General features: G+C 70.4%; 14 protein-coding genes. 9 read left to right on the top strand and 5 right to left on the bottom strand.

The features are described from left to right. Positions 1–137 precede the first annotated feature (137 nt). The 3 genes from ACZ7LS_RS30985 to ACZ7LS_RS30975 all read left to right on the top strand — a co-directional run bounded on the left by ACZ7LS_RS30985 (position 138) and on the right by ACZ7LS_RS30975 (position 4,103). A complete protein-coding gene (locus ACZ7LS_RS30985; protein WP_469449911.1) occupies positions 138–1,547 on the top strand; it encodes an LCP family protein in 1,410 nt (469 codons plus the stop codon). A 193-nt stretch (positions 1,548–1,740) separates the two neighbouring features. Then, positions 1,741–3,075 (top strand): hemolysin family protein, encoded by a 1,335-nt coding sequence (locus ACZ7LS_RS30980; RefSeq protein WP_382674576.1) that lies wholly within the window; start codon positions 1,741–1,743, stop codon positions 3,073–3,075. Beyond that, a complete protein-coding gene (locus tag ACZ7LS_RS30975) occupies positions 3,072–4,103 on the top strand; it encodes a hemolysin family protein (protein ID WP_382524456.1) in 1,032 nt (343 codons plus the stop codon). The genes ACZ7LS_RS30980 and ACZ7LS_RS30975 overlap by 4 nt, the downstream gene beginning before the upstream one ends. 63 nt (positions 4,104–4,166) lie before the next feature. Here ACZ7LS_RS30975 and ACZ7LS_RS30970 read toward each other — a convergent pair whose 3' ends face one another. After that, positions 4,167–4,976 (bottom strand): SAM-dependent methyltransferase, encoded by an 810-nt coding sequence (locus tag ACZ7LS_RS30970; RefSeq protein ID WP_385135668.1) that lies wholly within the window; start codon positions 4,974–4,976, stop codon positions 4,167–4,169. Positions 4,977–5,279: 303 nt separating this feature from the next. Here ACZ7LS_RS30970 and ACZ7LS_RS30965 point away from each other — a divergent pair, with 303 nt between their 5' ends. The 4 genes from ACZ7LS_RS30965 (at position 5,280) to ACZ7LS_RS30950 (ending at position 9,163) form a co-directional block, all read left to right on the top strand. Continuing rightward, the gene (locus ACZ7LS_RS30965; RefSeq protein ID WP_382524452.1) at positions 5,280–5,918 is read left to right on the top strand and encodes an RNA polymerase sigma factor; all 639 of its coding nucleotides are present in this window, start codon (positions 5,280–5,282) and stop codon (positions 5,916–5,918) included. A 3-nt stretch (positions 5,919–5,921) separates the two neighbouring features. Continuing rightward, positions 5,922–6,644, top strand: coding sequence for a hypothetical protein (locus ACZ7LS_RS30960; RefSeq protein ID WP_382674572.1), 723 nt, complete (start codon positions 5,922–5,924; stop codon positions 6,642–6,644). A 163-nt stretch (positions 6,645–6,807) separates the two neighbouring features. Beyond that, positions 6,808–7,815: a hypothetical protein gene (locus tag ACZ7LS_RS30955; protein ID WP_382524449.1), complete on the top strand. Its 1,008-nt coding sequence runs from the start codon at positions 6,808–6,810 to the stop codon at positions 7,813–7,815. Positions 7,816–7,969: 154 nt separating this feature from the next. Next, a complete protein-coding gene (locus ACZ7LS_RS30950; protein WP_382524447.1) occupies positions 7,970–9,163 on the top strand; it encodes an MFS transporter in 1,194 nt (397 codons plus the stop codon). Positions 9,164–9,206: 43 nt separating this feature from the next. Here the strand turns inward: ACZ7LS_RS30950 and ACZ7LS_RS30945 are convergent, their stop codons facing one another. From ACZ7LS_RS30945 to ACZ7LS_RS30930, 4 genes are all read right to left on the bottom strand, one after another. Next, a complete protein-coding gene (locus ACZ7LS_RS30945; protein ID WP_385135663.1) occupies positions 9,207–10,301 on the bottom strand; it encodes a glutathione S-transferase family protein in 1,095 nt (364 codons plus the stop codon). After that, the gene (locus ACZ7LS_RS30940) at positions 10,298–11,821 is read right to left on the bottom strand and encodes an MFS transporter (RefSeq protein WP_382524443.1); all 1,524 of its coding nucleotides are present in this window, start codon (positions 11,819–11,821) and stop codon (positions 10,298–10,300) included. The genes ACZ7LS_RS30945 and ACZ7LS_RS30940 overlap by 4 nt, the downstream gene beginning before the upstream one ends. Positions 11,822–11,981: 160 nt before the next feature. After that, positions 11,982–13,607, bottom strand: a complete 1,626-nt coding sequence (locus ACZ7LS_RS30935; protein WP_382524441.1) for a M4 family metallopeptidase — start codon at positions 13,605–13,607, stop codon at positions 11,982–11,984. Between the two features lie 332 nt (positions 13,608–13,939). Next, entirely contained in the window at positions 13,940–16,942 is a 3,003-nt protein-coding gene (locus tag ACZ7LS_RS30930; protein WP_385135660.1) for a glycoside hydrolase family 48 protein, read from the bottom strand. A gap of 259 nt (positions 16,943–17,201) precedes the next feature. On the opposite strand from ACZ7LS_RS30930, the gene ACZ7LS_RS30925 reads away from it, so the two are divergent. Both ACZ7LS_RS30925 and ACZ7LS_RS30920 read left to right on the top strand, forming a co-directional pair. Beyond that, positions 17,202–18,707: a cellulase family glycosylhydrolase gene (locus ACZ7LS_RS30925; protein ID WP_382674556.1), complete on the top strand. Its 1,506-nt coding sequence runs from the start codon at positions 17,202–17,204 to the stop codon at positions 18,705–18,707. Next, positions 18,704–20,446 carry a glycoside hydrolase family 6 protein gene (locus ACZ7LS_RS30920; RefSeq protein ID WP_382524435.1) on the top strand — a complete coding sequence of 581 codons (1,743 nt, stop codon included), beginning with the start codon at positions 18,704–18,706 and terminating at the stop codon, positions 20,444–20,446. The genes ACZ7LS_RS30925 and ACZ7LS_RS30920 overlap by 4 nt, the downstream gene beginning before the upstream one ends. The last annotated feature ends 26 nt before the right edge of the window (positions 20,447–20,472 follow it).

Genomic DNA, 20,472 nt, shown 5'->3' with positions numbered 1-20,472 from the left:
GTGCGTCGCGAAGAGCAGGCGAGGATGTCCCAGTTTTTTCTACAAGTTTGTAGAGAAAGTAGAGTGCATCCGTCGCACGGGGCGATGACCGGCCTGTCCGGACGAACGGCGGCCGGCAACGGGCACGGAGGATCAGCGTGGGCAGCGAAACCAGCGGGCGGCGGCGGGGTCGGTCGACGGGCGGGGGGCACCGCGGCGGCCGGCGGGCGGGCAGGACCAGGCTGACCCGGCGGGGCCGAATAGCCGTGTGGTCGGGCGGGGCACTGGCCGTGGCCCTCATCGGTGTGTCCGGTGCGGCGGCCTGGATCTATCAGGACCTCAACGGCAATATCCACTCCGCCGACGTGAACAACAAGATCGGCGGCGACCGGCCGGTCAATCTGAGCCCGGGGTCCAAGAACATCCTCGTGGTGGGGTCCGACTCACGGGGCGGCGACAACGCGAAGTACGGCAAGGGCCTGACCACCATGCAGTCGGACACGCTGATGGTCCTGCATGTGTCCGCCGACCGCGAGTGGGCCACGGTCGTCTCGCTTCCCCGCGACTCGTGGGTGGACATACCGGCCTGCGACAAGGGGGACGGCGGCAAGTCCGCCCCGCACAAGTTCAAGATCAATGAGGCGTTCGCCATCGGCGGTACGAGCGGCGAGGTGTCCGGCGCAGCCGCCTGCACCATCAGGACGGTGGAACAGAACACCGGCCTGCGCATGGACCACTTCATGTCCGTCGACTTCCAGGGCTTCAAGGGCATGGTCAACGCGCTGGACGGCATCGAGGTCTGCCCCGAGACCGCCATCCACGACAAGAAGGCCCATCTCGACCTGGACGCCGGCTGCCAGACGGTCAGGGACGAGGCGGCCCTCGGGTACGTCCGTACGCGCTACAGCGTGGGGGACGGCTCGGATCTGGGGCGTATCGGCCGGCAGCAGGAGTTCATGGAGGCCCTGGCGGCCAAGGCCCAGGAGAAACTGACCAGCCCGAACGCGCTGTACGGTTTCCTGGACTCGGCGACCAAGTCGCTGACCACGGACAAGGCGCTGGCGGGCATCAAGCCCCTCTCCGGCCTCGCGTCCGAGGTCAAGGGAATCCCGACCGAACGGCTGACGTTCCTTACGGTGCCGAACTACGCGCGGGAGGCGGACACGCCGACCGACAAGGCGAACGTCGTCTGGCAGTACCCGCAGGCGGCGGAGTTGTTCGCGGCCCTGGCGAAGGACGACGAGGTCGACAAGGAGAAACTGGAAGCCGACGCCAAGAACCCGGTCTACGCCCATACGGTGCGGGTCCAGGTCCTCAACGGCTCCGGTTCGACGGGGCGGGCCGCGACGGTCGCGGAGTCGCTGCGGTCGGCGGGCTTCACGGTCGTCGGTGTCGGCAACGCACCGGAGGTCACGAAGAAGACCACGGTCGGTTATCCGCAGGACCAGGCGGGACCGGCCGAAGTGCTGGCCTCACGGCTGCCGGGCAGCGTCGCCCGGCAGGACGCGGAGGCCGCCCCGGGAGTGGTGACACTCACTGTCGGCAAGGATTTCGACGCCGTCCGATGATCCGAACGATGCCGTGAGCCGAACACGGCATTGCGCTTCTTTGCGAGTCCTTTACTATTGCTGGGCGGGGTTTCCACTCCGCCCTTCACCACCGAACTGACCAGAGAAGGAGCTGCGGTCCCGCAATGGGTGAGCCTCCCAGTACGAGCCGTGCCGTCCCCGTCCCGTCGAGCGATGGAGCGGAGGTGGCACGGTGACCGAGGTGCTTCTGCTCCTCCTCGCTCTCGCGCTCACGCTCGCTTGTGCGGTGTTCGTAGCGGCCGAGTTCTCCCTGACCACCATCGAGCGCGGCGAGCTCGAACGTGCCGCCGCCGCTGGTGAGCGCGGCGCCGCGAGCGCGCTGGCGGCGGTCAAGCGGCTGACCTTCCAGCTCTCCGGTGCCCAGCTGGGCATCACGGTGAGTTCGCTGGTCATCGGCATGCTCGCCGAACCGTCCCTGGCCCTGCTCCTGCGCGGCCCGCTGGAGGCGGTCGGCCTGCCCGCCGGCTCTGTGTCCACGGTCGCCACCCTGCTGGGCGTCGCCCTGTCCACCGTCGTACTGATGGTCATCGGCGAGCTGGTCCCCAAGAACTGGGCGATCTCCAACCCGCTCGCGGTCGCCAAGGTCGTGGCGGGGCCGCAGCGCGGCTTCACCGCCGCCTTCACCCCGCTGATCAGGCATCTCAACAACACCGCCAACCGTCTGGTACGCCGCTTCGGGCTGGAGCCCGCCGAGGAGCTGGCCTCCGCCCGTACCCCCGAGGAACTGGTCGCCCTGGCGCGCCACTCGGCCCGGGAGGGCGCCATAGAGGCGGACTCCGCCGAACTGTTCGTGCGGACCCTGCATCTGGCCGACCTGACCGCGGAGAACGTGATGACGCCGCGCGTGGACGTACGGGCCCTGGAGGCCCACGCCACCGCCCAGGACGCGGCGAATCTGACGCTGGCGACCGGCCTGTCCCGGTTCCCGGTCTACCGCGACAGTCTCGACGAGGTGATCGGCACCATCCATATCCGCGACGTCCTCGCGCTGGACGAGAGCAGGCGCGGCGACACCCTCGTGACCGAGCTGGCCACCAGCCCGCTGCTCGTCCCGGACTCCCTTCCGGTGGACCGGCTGCTGCGGCGTCTGCGCGAGTCGCGGACGATGGCCGTGGTGATAGACGAGTACGGCGGCACCGCGGGCGTCGCCACCGTCGAGGACATCGTCGAAGAGGTCGTCGGCGAGGTACGTGACGAGCACGACCCGGACGAGACCCCCGACCTGGCTCCCGGCCGGCCGACCGCCGACGGCCGCCGCGTATGGGAGGCGGACGGCAGTGTCCGTCTCGACCAGCTCGCGGAGATCGGCTGCGACGCACCGGAGGGGCCGTACGAGACGCTCGCCGGGCTGCTCGCGACCAGGCTGGGGCGGCTGCCCGTCCTGACCGACACGCTGGAGATAGAGGGCTGGCGGTTCGCGGTCCTGCGGATCGAGCACCACCGGGCCGACCGGGTCAGGATCACCGCGCCCGTACGGGCCACCCAGCTCGTGGAGGAGAACCGATGACCGGCCTGCAGCTCGCCATCGGCGTGTTCACCCTGTTCACGAACGCGTTCTTCGTCGGCGCCGAGTTCGCCCTGATCTCCGTACGGCGCAGCCAGATCGAGCCCCTGGCGATCAAGGGCAGCCGCCGGGCCAAGACCACCCTGTGGGGCCTGGAGCATCTGTCCGCGGCCATGGCCACGGCCCAACTGGGTATCACCATCTCCTCGTTGGTGCTGGGCGCCGTCGCCGAACCGGCGATCGCCCATCTGCTGGAGCCGCCGTTCGAGGCGATCGGTGTGCCGGGGGCGCTGATCCACCCGATCGCGTTCGTGATCGCGCTGACCCTGGCGACGTATCTGCACATGCTGATCGGCGAGATGGTGCCCAAGAACATCGCGCTGGCCGCGCCGGCTCCGACCGCGCTCGCGCTGGGGCCCGCCCTGGTCGGGCTGACCCGGGCGCTGCGTCCGGTGATCTTCGGGATCAACGCGCTCGCCAACGCCATCCTGCGGCTGCTGAAGGTCGAGCCCAAGGACGAGGTCGCGTCGGTCTTCACCGACGACGAACTCGCCCGTCTGGTCAAGGACTCCAGCGAGGCGGGGCTGCTGGACCCCGCGGACGGCGAGCGGCTGCGCGACGCCCTGGAGCTGGGCACGCGTCCGGTGGGTGAGGTGATGGTCCCGCTCAACCGGGTGATCACCGTCGACCACCAGGTCACCCCGCGGGAGTTGGAGCGCGTCGCCGCGTCCTCCGGCTTCTCGCGGCTGCCGGTCACCGGACCCGACAACACGATCCTCGGCTATCTGCACATCAAGGACGCGCTCGGTGCCGGGGAGCGGACCCGGCCCTTCCCGCGCTCCACGCTGCACACGGTGATCAGGGTCGAGATCGACACCCCGCTCGACGACACCATGACGGCCATGCGCGCCGCCGGTACGCACCTCGCCGCCGTCAGCGGCGACAAGGGGACCGTCATCGGCTTCGTCACCATGGAAGACGTCCTGGAGGAACTTGTCGGCCCCGCGGCCGGCTCACCGACCGCCGCGTAGCCGAGCGGCGGAAGAGCGGCCGGTGCCCCGCCCCGGGCACCGGCCGCTTCTTCATGGTGGCGGTCAGGGTTTGCGCGCCACTCCGACGTAGCAGGCGGCTTCCTTGTCGCTGACGTTCCCACTGTGTTCTTCGGGGTCGGGGCGCCACTCGTGCGAGGGGGTGATCCCCGGATCGAGGAGCTGCCAGCCGGCGAAGAACCGGGCTATCTCCTCGCGGGTGCGCGCCTGCCCCGGTGTGCCCGCGGCGCGGTAGGCGGTGGTGAGCCGCGCGATGCCTTCCGGGTCGAACTCGGTGGTGACATGCGCTATGGCGAGTGTGGAGCCGGACGGCAGTGCGGACTTGAGGCGTTCGACGATGTCATGGGCGTCGTGCTCGTCGGTGACGAAGTGGAGCAGCGCGTTGAGGCTGAGCGCTATGGGGCGGCTGAAGTCGAGCGTCGTGCGTATCTCCTCGGCCGCCAACAGGGCCTCGGGTGCGGTGACATCGGCCTCCGCGTACGCGGTGCGCCCCGCGGGGTGGCTGTGCAGCAGCGCGCGGGCGTGGGCCAGCACGATCGGATCGTTGTCCGTATAGACGACGTGTGCCTCCGGGACCTCCCGCTGGGCGACCTCGTGGAGGTTCGGGGAGGTGGGGATTCCGGTGCCGATGTCGAGGAACTGCCGCATGCCCTGCCGCGCGAGGAAGCGGACGGAGCGGTGCATGAAGCGCCGGTTGATCCGCGCGGTGGAGAGAATGGAGGGGAAGGCGGAGATGGCCCGCGCGGCGGCCTCGCGGTCCGCGGGGAAGTTGGTCGTCCCGCCCAGATAGTAGTCGTACATACGGGCGGAATGCGCCCGGTCCAGTTCCAGATCCACCGCACCGTTGTCGCCCATCGCGCGACCCCCGTCCTCATCGCCGGATAACAGTCGGTGACTTCCCACCGCCGTATGCGGACAACCGTACGAGATGGCCCAACTCTCCTCGCGGGCAGGCCGGATGGGGAGCGACGGCACCCGGGCGACGGAATGATCCGGCAACACCGCCCACCCCGCGGCCCAGTAATCATATGATGGCTGTCCGTGAGGAAACGCCGGGTGTGTCCCGCACGTCGAGGACGCTCGTCCGGTTGGCTGACAGATGGAGAGAGGCACACCTCTCGCACCGACGCCCTCCGCCGTGGAGCGGCGCGGTGTCCAGTGAACGGGGCACGCGTGCAGGTCGATCCGGAACGTCCTGTGGTCCGCGTCTCCCGGGGCGCCCAGGACCTGGACGACCACCGCCCGCCGGTCGCCCCTGACGGGACGGTCCACCGGCTGGCGCTGACCTTCGACGCGTTCGACGCGCGCCACCACACGCTGTGGCTGCGCTACGCCCATACCCAGGTGGGCAGTCGGGCAGGCGCGGAGACCGTGGTCGACGCCACCTGCGCCCGGCTCCTGGAGCACTGGCCGCATGTGCTGACGCAGGAATCGGTGGCGCGGTACGCGTGGGCGCTCCTCAAGGAGGAGGTGGCGTGGTGGCTGGACGACCACGACATGGAACCGGCGCTGGTCGACACCGCCGCCTTCCACGCGGCGGTCCGCAAGCTCCTCAACCACGAGAAGCGCGATCAATTCGACGTGCTGCAACGGGAGATCGGGCTGTACAGGGCCATCTCCCGGCTTCCCGAGCGGCAGTACGACGTGGTCGTGCTGCGCTACGCCCTCCAGGTCCCGGACGAGGAGGTCGCCGAGTACATGGGCATCGAGGTCGCCACCGTACGGTCCCATGTCCGGCACGCCCGCAGACGACTGGCCAGGGACCTCGACGTACGAGCGCCCGAGAGGGAGGAGTAGGCCGTGCGCCATCCCCACGAACCGGACCCCCGGCCGATCGACGCGCTGCTGGAGGACGCGGAAGTCCTCGCCGACACCTATGACGACTACGACACGGCGGCGGCGCGGAACCGGGCCGGGGCGCGACGGACGGTGCGGGCGGCGGCGTGCCGTACGGACCCGGGCGTGGCGCCGCGTCGTTACCCCTCGGCCCATGAGCAGGCCGCCCATGACCTCAGCCTCGCCGTCGCCCTCGTGCTGAACGCGCCGGAGGCGGCGGCCAGTCTGGCGCGGCTGGTGGACCATGACCGTATCGATCCCGAGGGCGCCGTCGTCTTCGCCGCGCTCCTTCATCTGACCGGACACCGTGACGCGGCCCAGTTCTGGTGGCAGTTCGCCGCCGGGGGCGGCAATCGCACCGCGGCCTTCTGTCTCTTCCTCGCCCATCAGCAGCGGGCCGAGTTCAAGGACGCGGCGTACTGGCGCCGCCAGTCCCGCCGTCTGCCCGGGTCGGGACGGCCCGTGACGCCGCCCGCGCTCTCCTCGCTGCTCCCCGAGACGGTCCGGCACGATCTGCTCAGCCAGTGCCACCACGGCCGTCACCCCACGCTGCCCGCCGCACTGGAGGCCGTGATCAACCGGCTCCGCGTCGACAGCGCGGACGAGGACTTCGGCGAGGTCCCCCAGCCCGGCCCCTCCCTGACCGACGACCTCACCCGGGGCACCGGCGGCCGTCCCGCCGGATAGCGCGGAGGCCGGGCGCTTCGGCGCGTCACCTCTTATGCCGGTCCCGGATGGCACAAAAGTCCGACACGGGCATTTGATGTACCCAAGCGTGCGCCCCTCCGGCGCACGGTGGCCCTCCACGGTGAGAGTACCGCCCGTGGAGTTCGGTAAAGGGAGCCGCGCCATGTCTCTTGATCCCACGCCCTCCGACGACGCGCCGATACGGACGCTGCTCTGGACAGCGGCGACCGCCCGGCCCCTGGACGAGGTCGCCGCGCTGGTGAGCCTGCTTAAGCGGACCGGAGAGGTCCCCAACCCCGGGGACGAAGCACTGCGCGCCGCGGCCGTCACCCGTCCTCTCGATGAGGTACGGCAGCTGGTCGCCCTGCTGAACGAGCCCCCGCACGAGGTCGACGAGGCCGACACGACGCTGCGGGCCGCGGCCGTCGGGAGGCCGATCGAGGATGTGGCACTGCTCGTGTCCATCCTCGGCACCGAGGAGCGCGGTCTTACCGCCCCGGCCGGTTCCGGCGAGGCGCGCCGCGAGCCGGAACAGCTCGACATGTTCGGCCCGGACGCCGAGGAGGCCGCCGAGCGAGCCGCCCCGGCCGCGCCCTTCGCCCCGGTCGAGCCGGTCGGTCGGGCCGCTCCGGCCCCGGCCGCCCCGACTGCCCCGACTGGCCCTGCCGCCCCGCTCGCCGTCTCGACCGCGGCCAAGCCGAGGATCGAGGGCCCCGGGATCGCCGCGGGCCTCGCGGCCCTGGGCGGTACGAAGTCCGGGACCCATGGCGTCTCCCCCGCCCTCCGTTCTGCGCTGCGCCGGCCCGCCGCGGCCGTGCTGTTCGCCTGCGGCCTGATCCATCTGCCGACGGACTTCGCCCAGTTGCGTTCCGGGGGCTTCGCGGATGTGCTCTCCCTCGCCATCACCGCCCTGTGTCTCGTGCTCGGCCTCTGGCTGGCCGTGCAGGACACGACCCGGATCTGGGCGGCGAGCGCGGCGACGGCGATCGGGATCATCGCCGCCCACTCGATGTCGGGCGCGGGCGGGGTCGACCTGCTGGAGAGCAGCCTGGGCGAGTCGTTCGTCTGGGCGAAGGTGACGGCGATGGCCTGCGCCGTGCTCGCCGCGCTCGTCGGCGGTTCGGTCCTGATGCGCCGCCAGCGGACGGCCGGTACGGCCAACGACAGCTGATCGCGGGCGCGGCGTCCGTGCCGGACGTACGGGGCGCGAAGGGACAGGGCGCGCGGGACGCCCGGCGGACGGGGCTCGGCAGGCCGGGACGCTCGGAGGACGGGACGCTCGGAGGACGGGGCGCGAAGGACAGGGCTCGAAGGACGGGGCTGGTATGACGGATCGCGCGCACGGAGGCCGCCGCCTGGGCTATCCGGTGGCCGCCGCGGTGTTCGCCATCGGCATGGCCGGTACGACGCTGCCCACCCCGCTGTACGGGCTCTACCGCCAACAGCTCGGCTTCTCGGAGCTGATGGTGACGGTCGTGTTCGCCGTCTACGCCCTCGGGGTGATCGCCGTACTGCTGCTGGCCGGCGACCTCTCCGACCAGGTGGGCCGGCGGCCGGTGCTGCTGGCCGCGCTGGCGCTGGCCGCCGGGAGCGCCTTCTGCTTCCTGTTCGAGGGAGGGCTTCCGCTGCTGTTCGCGGGCCGGCTGCTGTCGGGCTTCTCCGCCGGGCTGCTCAGCGGCGCGGCCACCGTCACCGTGCTGGAACTGGCCCCGCCCGACGAGAAGGCGCGGGCGGGGCTCGCCGCCACCGCCGCGAACATGGGCGGCCTTGGCTGCGGACCGCTGCTGTCCGGGCTGCTCGCGCAGTACGCGCCGTGGCCGCTGCGTCTGCCCTTCCTCGTCCATCTCGGGCTGTTGGCCGTGGCGTGCGTACTGACCTGGTTGCTGCCGGAGACCGTCGCGCGTCCGAAGCGGCGGCCACGGCTGAGGCCACAGGGTCTGGTGGTGCCGCCCGAGGTGCGTGGGGTGTTCGCGCCGTCGGCGCTCGCCGCGTTCGCGGGCTTCGCCCTGCTGGGTCTGTTCACCGCGGTTGCGCCGTCCTTCGTGTCCCAGACCCTGAACGTCGGCAACCTGGCCGTCTCGGGATCGGTCGTCTTCTCCCTCTTCCTCGCCTCCACCATCGGCCAGTCGCTGATGGGGCGTCTGGGGGTACGCCGGGCGCTGCCGGGCGGTTGTCTGGTGCTGGTGGCAGGTCTGGTGCTGGTGGGAACGTCGCTGGCGGTGGAGTCGCTGGCGCTGCTCGTCACGGGCGCGGTCCTGGGCGGTCTGGGCCAGGGGCTGGCCTTCCGCGCGGCGATGACCGCCGTCAGCGGCGCGGCGCCGCCCGGGAACCGCGGCGGCACGGTCTCCGCCCTGTTCGTCGTCGCCTACGCGGGAATCTCGCTGCCCGTCGTCGGTGTCGGCGCGCTGACGCTCGGGCTGGGGCTGAAGGGCGCCGGGCTGACGTTCACGGCGTGCGTGGTGGTGCTGGTGGCGTTCGTCGGCCTGTATCTGCTGCGCCGGCCACTGCCGGAGGGCTGACAGAGGCCGGCGGGGAGCGGCAGGAGGCCGGGGAGCGGGCTTCTCAGGGGCGTCCCGCCGGTGGCACCTCCTCGCTCCTGGGCACCGGACCCGGTGGTGTTCCGTCCCCGAACGGCCGTCCGCCCAGCTCCTCCCGGTGGTGTGCGGTCAGCCAGCCGGACAGATCGGGGCCGAGGGGCACGATGCCGGTCGGGTTGATACCGGTGTGCACCTGGTAGTAGTGCCGCTTGATGTGGTCGAAGTCCACCGTGTCGCCGAACCCCGGGGTCTGGTACAGGTCCCTGACGTAGGCCCACAGCACCGGGTCCTCGGTGAGTTTGGAGCGGTTGCACTTGAAGTGTCCGTGGTAGACGGCGTCGAAGCGCACCAGAGTGGTGAACAGCCGGATGTCCGCCTCGGTGAGGGTGTCCCCGACCAGATAGCGGCGGTCCGCCAGCCGCCGCGAGACCTGGTCGAGACGGCGGAACAACGCGCGGTAGGCGTCCTCGTAGGCGCTCTGCCCGTCCGCGAACCCGGCGCGGTACACACCGTTGTTGATATCCCGGTAGATCCCCGCCATGATCTCGTCGATCTCGTCGCGCAGCGGCTCCGGATAGAGATCGGGCGCGCCGGGCCGGTGCAGCGCGGTCCATTCGGTGGCGAGGTCCAGGGTGATCCGCTGGAAGTCGTTGGTCACCAGTTTCCCGCTCGGTACGTCCACGATGGCGGGCACGCTGACCCCGCCGGGATAGTCCGTCTCCCGCGCGTCGTACGCCTCGCCGAGGAAGCGGATGCCGAGGACGGGGTCCCGGCCGTCGGGGTCCAGGGTGAAGCGCCAGCTGCGGTCGTCCTGGATCGGGTCGGTGACGGCGAGGGAGATCGCGTCCTCCAGGCCGAGGAGCCGCCGGGAGATCAGGGCGCGGCCGGCCCAGGGGCAGGCGCGGCTGACCACGAGCCGGTAGCGGCCGGCCTCGACGGGCCGGCCGTCCCTGCCGTCGGCCGTGATCCGGTCGGTGAAATGGCTCCTCGAACGTTTGAAGGGCTTCTTGCCGTACTCCGCGTTGCTCTCCGTCTTGCCCGTGCTCCCCGTGCTCCCCGTGCTCCCCGTGCCCCGCGTGCTCTCTGGGCTCTCCGTGTTCTCTGCGCTCTCCGGGTTCATCGCCGGTCTCCTTTCGGTGGTGGGGACCCTCGGTGCCCTCGGTGGGTGAAGGGCCGCGTCGGTCCCGTACCCCGCTTTCCGTCCCGGTGCGCCGTGGCCACGTCGGCGCCGGCGACCAGCAGCGCCGCGAGCACGAACGCCACCGCGACGATCAGCCCGTGGTCGAACGCCTTCGCCCAGCCGTCCCGTCCCACCTGGCCGAAGAAGACCGACCCCACGGCGGCGATACCGATGGCGGATCCCACCCGCTGACCGGTCTGGAGCGTGCCGCCCGCGCTGCCCGCCATGGGCACCGGCACCTCGGAGAGCGTCAGGGTCTGGTTCGGTGTGATGACGAGTCCGCTGCCGAGGCCCGCCACCAGCAGCGGCGCCGCCATCGCCCAGCCCGCGCTGTGTCCCGGCACCAGGTGTACGGCGAACGCGGTGGCCGCCAGACCGGCCGTCACCATGATCAGTCCGACCACGACCAGCGGCCTCCCGAACCGGTTGACCAGCCGTCCGCCGATGCCCGCCGCCACGGCGGAGCCCACCGCGAAGGGGGTGATGGCCAGTCCGGCCTCCAGGGCGGAGTAGTGCAGTCCGCTCTGGAGGTAGAGGGTGCTGATGAAGAAGATCGTGGTGAACCCGGCGAAGTACAGCAGGATCAGCAGACACCCGAGCGAGTAGGAACGGACGCGGAAGAGCCGGAGGTCCAGCACCGGCTGGGTGCCGCCGGGCCGGCACCGGGACTCCCATTTCACGAAGCCGGCCAGCAGCGCGGCGGCGACGATCAGCAGCAGCCACTTCTCGCCGCCGTGCCACTGCTGCGACTGGACGAAGGGAAGCAGAAGCGCCAGCACGCCGGTGCCGAGCAGCAGTACCCCGAGTGGGTCGAGATCGCGTGGCCGTACGGGGGCCGCCGACGGGGTGTCCGGCAGCAGTCGCCTCGCCAGCAGCAGACAGATGACGCCCAGGGGCAGATTGACGTAGAACACCCAGCGCCAGCCGTCCCGCTCGCCCGCCGCCTGGATGATCAGACCGCCCAGCAGCGGTCCCACGGCCGTCGAGATGCCGACCACCATTCCGAACATGCCGAAGGCGCGGCCCCGCTCGCGGCCGGTGAACATCTGCTGGATCAGTGCGGAGATCTGGGGGGTGACGACGCCTCCGGCGAAGCCCTGAACCAGCCGGGCGATCACCAGCCAGAGACTGGACTGGGCGGCTCCGCAGGCCGCGGAGGCCAGGGTGAAGAGGGCGAGCCCGATCATGAAGACCGGGCGCCGGCCGCGGGCGTCGCCGAGCCGCCCGGCGGGGATCAGGAAGAGGCCGAAGGCGAGCGCGTAGCCGGACAGCACCCACTGGAGGTCGGAGACTGGGGTGCGCAGCCCCTCCCGGATCGACGGCAGGGCCACATTGACGATGGAGACGTCCAGGAGCGTCATGAAGCCCGCGACCAGACATACGGCCAGGGCCTTCCAGCGCCGGGGGTCCGGCGCCGCGGCGGCGTCCTGTCCGCTCCCCCGCCCTGTGTCTCCGGCCATGAATCGCACCCTAGTTCGCGGGCCCGGATCCCTCACCCGGAGTGCGCCGACCGGTGGACGGGACGGCGCGGACGGGGTACGGGCCCGCGCGTGGCGCGCACGGGCCCGTACCCCGTCATGTCCGTCGCCCGGCCTCAGACGCCGTGCCGGACCGTGCGGGTCACTTCACGTTGATGGCGGTCCAGGCGGCGCCGACGGCCTTGTACTCGGCGCTGGTCGTGCCGTACAGGGCGCCCGCCGCGCTCAGCGTCGCGGTGCGCGCCTTCGCGTAGTTGGTGGAGGACGTCATGTACGTGGTCAGCGCCTTGTACCAGATCTGCGTGGCCTTGTCGCGGCCGATGCCGGTGACCGTGGAGCCGTCGTACGTCGGGCTGTTGTAGCTCACGCCGTTGACCGTCTTCGCGCCGCTGCCCTCGGACAGCAGGTAGAAGAAGTGGTTGGCCGGGCCCGAGGAGTAGTGGACGTCGATGTTGCCCAGGGTGGACGACCAGTAGTCCTTCGACGCGCCGTCCTTGCTCGGCTTGTCCTGGTAGCGCAGCGGCGTGCCGTTGCCGTTGATGTTGATCTTCTCGCCGATGAGGTAGTCGCCCGGGTCGCTCGCGGTGTTCGAGTAGAACTCGACCGCGGTGGCGAAGATGTCGGAGGTCGCCTCGTTGAGACCGCCGGACTCACCGCTGTAGGTGAGGTTGGCGGTGGCGGCGGTGACGCCGTGGCTCATCTCGTGCGCGGCCACGTCGAGCGAGGTGAGCGGGTTGGCGTTGCCCGAGCCGTCGCCGTAGGTCATGCAGAAGCAGCTGTCGCTCCAGAACGCGTTCACGTAGTTGTTGCCGTAGTGGACGCGGGAGTAGGAGCCGACCCCGTTGTTCTTGATGCCGTTGCGGCCCAGCACGTTCTTGAAGAAGTCCCAGGTCTCGGCCGCGCCGTAGTGGGCGTCCACGGCGGCGGTCTGCCGGCCGCCGGCCCAGACGTCGTCGGCGTCGGTGAAGAGCGTGCCGGTGCCCGAGGTGCCCTGGTTCAGGTCGTACGTCTTGTGGCCGCCGCGACCGGCGTCGGTGAGGTTGTACGTGGTGCCGCTCTTGGTGGTGCCGAGTGTCACCGAGCCGTTGTACTTGCCGGTGCCGGTACCGGCCTCGATGGCCTCGTCGGTGAAGAGCTGCTTGCCGGTGGCGGCGTCGGTGATGACGTGCAGCTCGCTCGGGGTGCCGTCGGGCTGGACGCCCTTGACGACGGTCTCCCAGGCCAGCACGGGCTTGCCGGTCGCGGCCCAGATCACCTTGCGGGGCGCGGTGTCGGCCGCGGCCTTGGCGGTCTTCTCCGCCGAAGCGGCCTTCAGCGCGCTCGACTTGGCGGTGGCCGCGGGGAGTTCGGCGGCGGTGGAGGGCACGGCTATTCGGGCCGTGGTCGCCTTGGTCACGCTGCGCGCGCCGGCCGGGGCCTCGTGGACGACGAGGTCGCCGCCGAGGACGGGCAGGCCCGCGTAGGTCCGCTCGTAACGGGTGTGGACGGTTCCGTCGGCGTCCTTGATGACGTCCCGGACGACGAGCTTCTCCTGGGCGCCGAGGCCGAGGGCGCCGGCCTCGCTCGCGGCGTCCGCCTGGGCGGACTTGATGGCGTCGACGCGCTGGGCCGGGCTCAGCTCCAGAGCCGTGGCGCCGCTCTCCCGGGTGGGGTCGGGCTGGGCGGCGGCCGGTCCCGACTGGACGCCGACGACCACCATGGCGGCGGAGGCGACCAGGGCGGCGACACGGACAACGTTCGTGCGGGGGGTGGAAGCTACGAGTCTCACTCAGTCTCCAAGAGTGCCGGGCCGTCGGTAACGGCCCTGTGTGGGGAAGCGGCGGCCGTGGATGGACCGTCGCCCGGTGGTGCTGAGCTGTGCGAGTGCCGTGAACAGGCTCACCGCGTGGTCCACCCGCGCTGAGCCGTCCAGAGAGTGACATCGATCGGACTCGTAAGAACAGATCGGATACCAGGATTTGACCTTGTGTTGTCAATTCAGTGCGGCATACAGACATCAATCGGTCGCGTCGACAGGGGGGTTGACAGCGGGAGGGTCCCGCGCCGGGGAGACACGGGACCCTCCGTGGGCAATCGGTCATACGCCCCGAAAAGCCGCCGCTATTCGAAGAGATCGGCGTACGAGCCGAGGGCGAGCGCGATGTCGGCCTGCGCCCAGAAGCGGTGGTACGTGAAGGTCGGCGCGGCCCCGCCGTTCAGATACGCCTCGACCTTCGACCAGGCCGGGTCGTCCTCGTAGAAGGACCGGATCGACGCGAAGGTGGAACTCCCGTTGATCGCGTCGCCGTTGGGCATGGTGCCGGTCCAGCCGCTCGGTACGTACACCGGGTCGTCGAAGCGGCTGTAGTCGGCGCGGGTCTCCGGGACCGCGATCCCGAGCGCGTCCCGGTGGTGGTCCCACATCCCGTCGAGGAGCGCCTTCGCGGTGGTCCTCGCCGCCGCGTTGCCGGACTTCGCGGCGTAGTAGGAGAGGGTCTTGGCGTACGCGGCGGCCACCCCGACGTCATTGGTGTAGTCGGCGACCGTCACATGCAGACCGGTGTTGGCGCCGGGAGCGGCGGCGTTCCAGGTGTCGGGCTTGCCCGACCACTGGAGGGTCGACGGGATCCGGTACGTACCGTCGGGGTTGACGGTGGTCTTGGACAGGGCCCAGGCGACCCACTTGTCCAGCACGGCCTTGGCGGCGCTGTCGCCGGTCTGGTGGTAGTACTCCGCGACCCGCTCCATGGACCAGGCCTGGAAGCCGAACCACTGGTTGGACGGCGGGTCGTGGTAGACGGGCGCCTCGTCGTAGTACATGCCGTAGAAGGTGGGGGTGCCGGCCGGGGGCTGCGCGTACCGGCCCTGCCAGCTGTTGGTGGCGCCGCCCGCGATGGCGCCCTCGGCGGACTGGAGCCAGCGGTAGAACTCCACCTGCCGTTTGAGGCTGGTGTTCCAGTCCTGCTGGCCGGTGGCGGACGCGGGCTTGAGATCGGCGTACGAACTCAGCGCCCAGGCGGCCATCGGGTTCTGGTAGCCGCTGTGGCTGAAACTGGAGCCGATGCGCCAGGCCCAGCCGGCCGAGGCATCGGTGGCGCCGCCCCACGCGTAGTACCAGGAGAGCAGGTAGTGCGAGCTGTTCTTGCCGCTGCCCGCCGGGCAGGCCGTCTCGCCCACGCAGCCGCCGACCTTCTTGAAGTACTTGTCGTACATCGCGTAGCGGAGGTAGTCCCCCATCTTGGCCGCCTTGGCGACACTGGCCGCGACCTCGCCGCCCTTGCCCTGCTCCTTGGCCCACTCCGACGCCCAGTACGCGGCCTGCACGGCGCGGGCGTCGGCGTCCGGCGCGTTGGTGAACTTCCACTGCTTCGCGTAGGAGGCGTCCCCGGTGAAGAGGTCCAGATAGCCGTTCCTGCCGCCGTACGTGAAGGAGTCGCAGGTCGGCTGGGTCACGGTCTCCCAGACGGACTCCTGCGGTCCGCGCTGGAAGGTGTTGATGTACGAGGGGCCCTGGTCGGCCGGTCCCGCCTCGCACTTCCCGGGCGAGTTGCCGAAGCCGTAGACGTTGTCGACGTCCTGGATCCAGTGCATGCCATAGATGTCATCAGTGCCGTAGGCGCTCTTCAGCTCGCCTGCGAGGGGGTCGTTGCCGACCGCGACATTGCCGTTGAGCTGCGAGGGATACTGCGAGGGCAGATCCCACTCGGGGGCGTAGGTGGCCGGTTTCGACGCGTTGTAGAACCCGTTCGTGGGCTGGTCGGCGTGGGTGGGGATCATGTACTTCTCCATGGTGGCCCACGCGCCGTTGAACTTGCTCCAGTCGCCGGTGACCTTGCCGTACATGGCCTGGAGCCAGATCAGATAGCTGTACGCCTCGGAGGTCGTCTCGTGCCCCTGGTCGGGCGCCTCGACGATCAGGGTCTCCACCGAGTGGTACGGGATGCCCTCCGGCGAGAAGTAGCCGGCGGCCGGGTCGGTGATCTTGCCGTACAGATCGAGGAACCGGGCCTCGTAGGTGCCGGCCGCCGCCAGCTGGGTGACGGTCACCTCGGCCTTGGTCTGGCCGGGCGCGGTCGCCGTGAAGGTGGCGGCGCCGGTGCCGGTGGCCGCGGCGGAGACGGTCACCTGCTGGGCGGTGTTCCAGTTGGCGCCGGTGAAGGTGAGAGTGGAACCGGAGGTGAGGGTGAGGCCGGTGTTGCCCGCGGTACGGGCCACGGTGACCGTCACCTCGGCGGCGGGCCGGGTGGAGAGCTTCACCCCGAAGGTGCCGGTCCTGCCCTGCTGCACGCCGAGCTGGGCGGGGCTCGCGACGAGCGACGGGCCCGCGGTGACCCGTACGCCGACCGGCGTGGACTCCGCCGCGGCGCCCTGGCCGTCGTACGCCTTCGCGTAGAGCGAGAGATCGCCGGCGGGGACGTCCGGGTAGTCGAAGGTGTACGGGGAGGTGGTGTCCGTGCCGAGCAGCCGGGTGTCGCTGTAGAACTCGACCTTGGAGATCCCGGCGCCGTCGGCGGCGACGGCGGTGGCGGCCATCGGGATGGTGCCGCCCGCGGTGAACACCGCGCCGGGCGCCGGACTGGTCAGCACGGTGAGGGGCGGCTGATGCGCGCCCGTGCAGCGCACGCCGTTGACGGTGAAGACGGCGGGCGCGGTGTTGGTACCGCTGTAGGTGAAGTTGGCACCGGCGGTCGCCGCGGCACCCGGGGCGATCCGCGCGTTGTGCGCGGCGTTCCTGACGGTGGCGGTGGTGCCGGACTGGCTCCAGGCGCCGTTCCACCCGCTGGTGAGCTTCTGGTCGCCGGAGTAGTCGTAGCCGAGCGTCCAGCCGTCGATGGGGTCCGTACCGCGATTGGTGATCGTGAGGTCGGCCGTGAAGCCGCTGCCCCAGTCATTGGTCTTGTAGTCGACACCGCACTGGACGGCCGCGGCATGCGCGGGGGTGCCGTTGACCGCGGTGAGCCCGAGCGGCAGGGAGAGGGCGGCGGCCAGCGCGGTGAGCAGGCGCCGGACTCCGCGCGGCCGGACTCCCCGGGGCCGCGTTTCACGCGGTCGGACTCCACGTGGTGTGCCGGATCTTCCGGGTGGCGGTGGTGCCCCTGGCGGTGAACCTCGTAAGCCGGGCATGGGGTGGTCCTCCTCGCGGTCCGGTGCGGGTGGTGTGGGGGTGCGAACCAGTGGGAGCGCTCCCAAGCGTTGAGCGGGACCGTGGGCCTGTCAAGAGTTTGAACGCGACGCATGTCCGGGCGAGTTGTCAGATAAAAGAATTCAACTGGGCTGTTGACTCACGCGACTTCGGCGCTACCGTCGGAAGCCAACCAGTGGGAGCGCTTCCATCAGTCATACGCCGTGTCAGGCGGCGTATCGGCCATCGAGGAGTCGCTCCATGCGAGCACCACCCCGCCTCACCGCACTGCTGGCCGCCGCGGCCCTGGCCGTGGCGGGCACCGCTCTCGCCCCGCAGCCGGCCGCGTCGGGAACCGCGGCCGGCTGCACCACCGCCTACAGCACCACCGGTCAGTGGGACAGTGGCTTCCAGGGCGCTGTCACGGTCACCAACAACGGGTCACCCGTCGAGAACTGGACACTCACCTTCGATTTCCCCGGGAGTCAGAAGGTGACCCAGGGCTGGAACGGGAAGTGGTCGCAGTCCGGGAAGACCGTGACCGCCGTCAACGAGAGCTGGAACGGGAAGATCGCCACCGGCGGCTCGCTCAGCGCCGGGTTCATCGCCTCCTGGTCCGGGTCCAACCCGGCGCCCACCGCGTTCAGGCTCAACGGCGTGGCGTGCGACGGCGGTCCGGGACCGGGTGACCCCACCGATCCGCCGACGGATCCCCCCACCGACCCACCGACCGACCCGCCGGGGCCGGGGGGCGCTCCACCGAAGCTGCGCGCCTCGGGCAACAAACTGGTCGACGAGAACGGCACGACCCGCCGCATGCTCGGCGTGAACCGCTCCGGCGGCGAGTTCGCGTGCGTCCAGGGCTACGGCATCTTCGACGGCCCGGTGGACGACGCGTCGGTGCGGGCCATCGCCGACTGGAAGGTCAACACCGTACGGATACCGCTCAACGAGGAGTGCTGGCTCGGCCTCGCGCATGTGAAGCCGGAGTACGCCGGCGCGAACTACATCGCCGCGGTCAAGCAGTTCGTGACCAGGCTGGAGGCACACGGCATCACCCCGGTCGTCGAACTGCACTGGACGCACGGCACGTACACGGGCAACGACAGCCACTGCCCGGACACCGAGTACGCGACCTGCCAGAAGCCGATGCCCAACGCGCGGTACACACCGGCCTTCTGGACCTCGGTCGCGCAGACCTTCAAGGACGACCCGGCGGTGGTCTTCGACCTCTTCAACGAACCGTTCCCGGACCGGGCCACCAGCGATATCAACGCGGCCTGGACCTGCTGGCGCGACGGCGGCACCTGTCCGGGGATCGATTTCGAGGTGGCCGGAATGCAGTCGCTGGTGAACGCGGTACGGGCGACCGGCGCCCGGAACCTGGTGCTGATCCCCGGCATCGCCTACTCCAACGACATGCGGCAGTGGCTCAAGTACCGGCCCGCCGACCCGGCGGGCAATCTGGCCGCCGCCTGGCACACGTACAACTTCAACGTCTGCGCGAGCGAGAGCTGCTGGAACGAACAGCTCGCGCCGGTGGCCGCCCAGGTGCCCTTCGTGGCGGGCGAGATCGGCGAGAACACCTGCTCGCACGGCTATATCGACCGGGTCATGGCCTGGCTCGACAACCATGGCGCCTCATATCTCGGGTGGACCTGGAACACCTGGGACTGCTCCTCGGGACCCGCTCTGATCAGCGATTACAACGGCACGCCCACCAGTTTCGGCGTAGGACTCCGTGACCATCTGAAGGGACTCTCATGAGCCGCACCCCCGCCCCTCCGCGACGTGCACGAGGCGCGGCGCTCGCCGCGTTCGCGCTGGTCGCCGCCGCGGCCGGCACCGCGACCGCGCTGGACGCGCCCGCCGGCGCCGCCGCGGCCGGCTGCACCGTCGACTACCGGATCCAGACCGCCTGGAACGGCGGTTTCTCGGCCAATGTCAATGTGACCAACACCGGCGACGCGATCAGCTCCTGGAAACTGGAGTGGAGCTTCGCCGGCGACCAGAAGGTGACACAGGGCTGGAACTCCGCGATCACCCAGAGCGGTACGGCCGTCTCCGCCGCCAATGTGGCGTGGAACGGCGCGCTGTCGAGCGGCGCCTCGGCGTCCTTCGGCTTCAACGCGTCGGTCACCGGGTCCAACGCGGTTCCGGCCGTCTTCAAGCTCAACGGTGTCACCTGCAACTCCCCCGGTGGCGGCGGGCCGACGGATCCGCCGACCGACCCGCCGACCGACCCGCCCGCCGGTGCCAAGGTCGACAACCCGTACGCGAACGCCGGGGTGTACGTGAACCCGGAGTGGTCCGCGAAGGCCGCGGCCGAACCCGGCGGCACCAAGGTCTCCAACCAGCCGACCGGTGTGTGGCTGGACCGGATCGCGGCCATCGAGGGTGTCGGCACGGGCATGGGGCTGCGCGACCACCTCGACGAGGCGGTGCGGCAGGCCGCGGGCAGGCCGTTCGTCGTCCAGCTCGTGATCTACAACCTGCCCGGCCGTGACTGCGCCGCGCTCGCCTCCAACGGAGAGCTGGGCCCGACGGAGATCGGCCGCTACCAGCGCGAGTACATCGATCCGATCGCCGCCATACTCGCCGACAGCAAGTACGCGGGTCTGCGGATCGTGACGACCGTCGAGATCGACTCGCTGCCCAATCTGGTCACCAATGTCACACCGCGGCCGACCGTCACCCCGCAGTGCGACGTGATGAAGGCGAACGGCAACTACATCAAGGGCGTCGGTTACGCGCTCAACCACCTCGGCGCCATCCCCAACGTCTACAACTACGTCGACGCGGGCCATCACGGCTGGATCGGCTGGGACGACAACTTCAACGCCTCGGCGCAGATCTTCAAGCAGGCCGCGACCGCCGAGGGCAGCACGGTCGACAAGGTCCACGGCTTCATCGTCAACACCGCCAACTACGGCGCGCTCAAGGAGAACAACTTCACCATCAACGACAACGTCGCCGGCAAGTCGGTCCGCGAGTCGAAGTGGGTGGACTGGAACCGCTACGTCGACGAGCAGTCGTTCGCCCAGGCGTTCCGGCAGGAGCTGGTGGGCGTCGGCTTCCCGTCGGGCATCGGGATGCTGATCGACACCTCGCGCAACGGCTGGGGCGGCTCGGCGCGGCCCGCCGGTCCCGGTCCGCAGACCAATGTGGACACCTATGTGAACGGTGGACGCTACGACCGCCGGATCCATCTCGGCAACTGGTGCAACCAGTCCGGTGCCGGGCTGGGCGAGCGGCCGAAGGCGGCGCCCGCCGCCGGGATCGACGCGTACGTGTGGATGAAGCCCCCGGGCGAGTCGGACGGCGCGAGCAAGGAGATCCCGAACAACCAGGGCAAGGGCTTCGACCGGATGTGCGACCCGACGTACACCGGCAATCCCCGGAACAACAACAACATGTCCGGTGCGCTGCCGAACGCGCCGCTGTCCGGTGACTGGTTCTCCGCGCAGTTCCAGGAGCTGCTGAAGAACGCGAACCCGGCGCTGTAGCCACCGCCCCTCCACCGCCCTTTCCA

It is taken from the genome of Streptomyces sp. NPDC039430 (assembly GCF_055639435.1).
The sequence above is the reverse complement of the archived record's forward strand: the minus strand, read 5'-3'. Positions and strand labels throughout refer to the sequence as shown.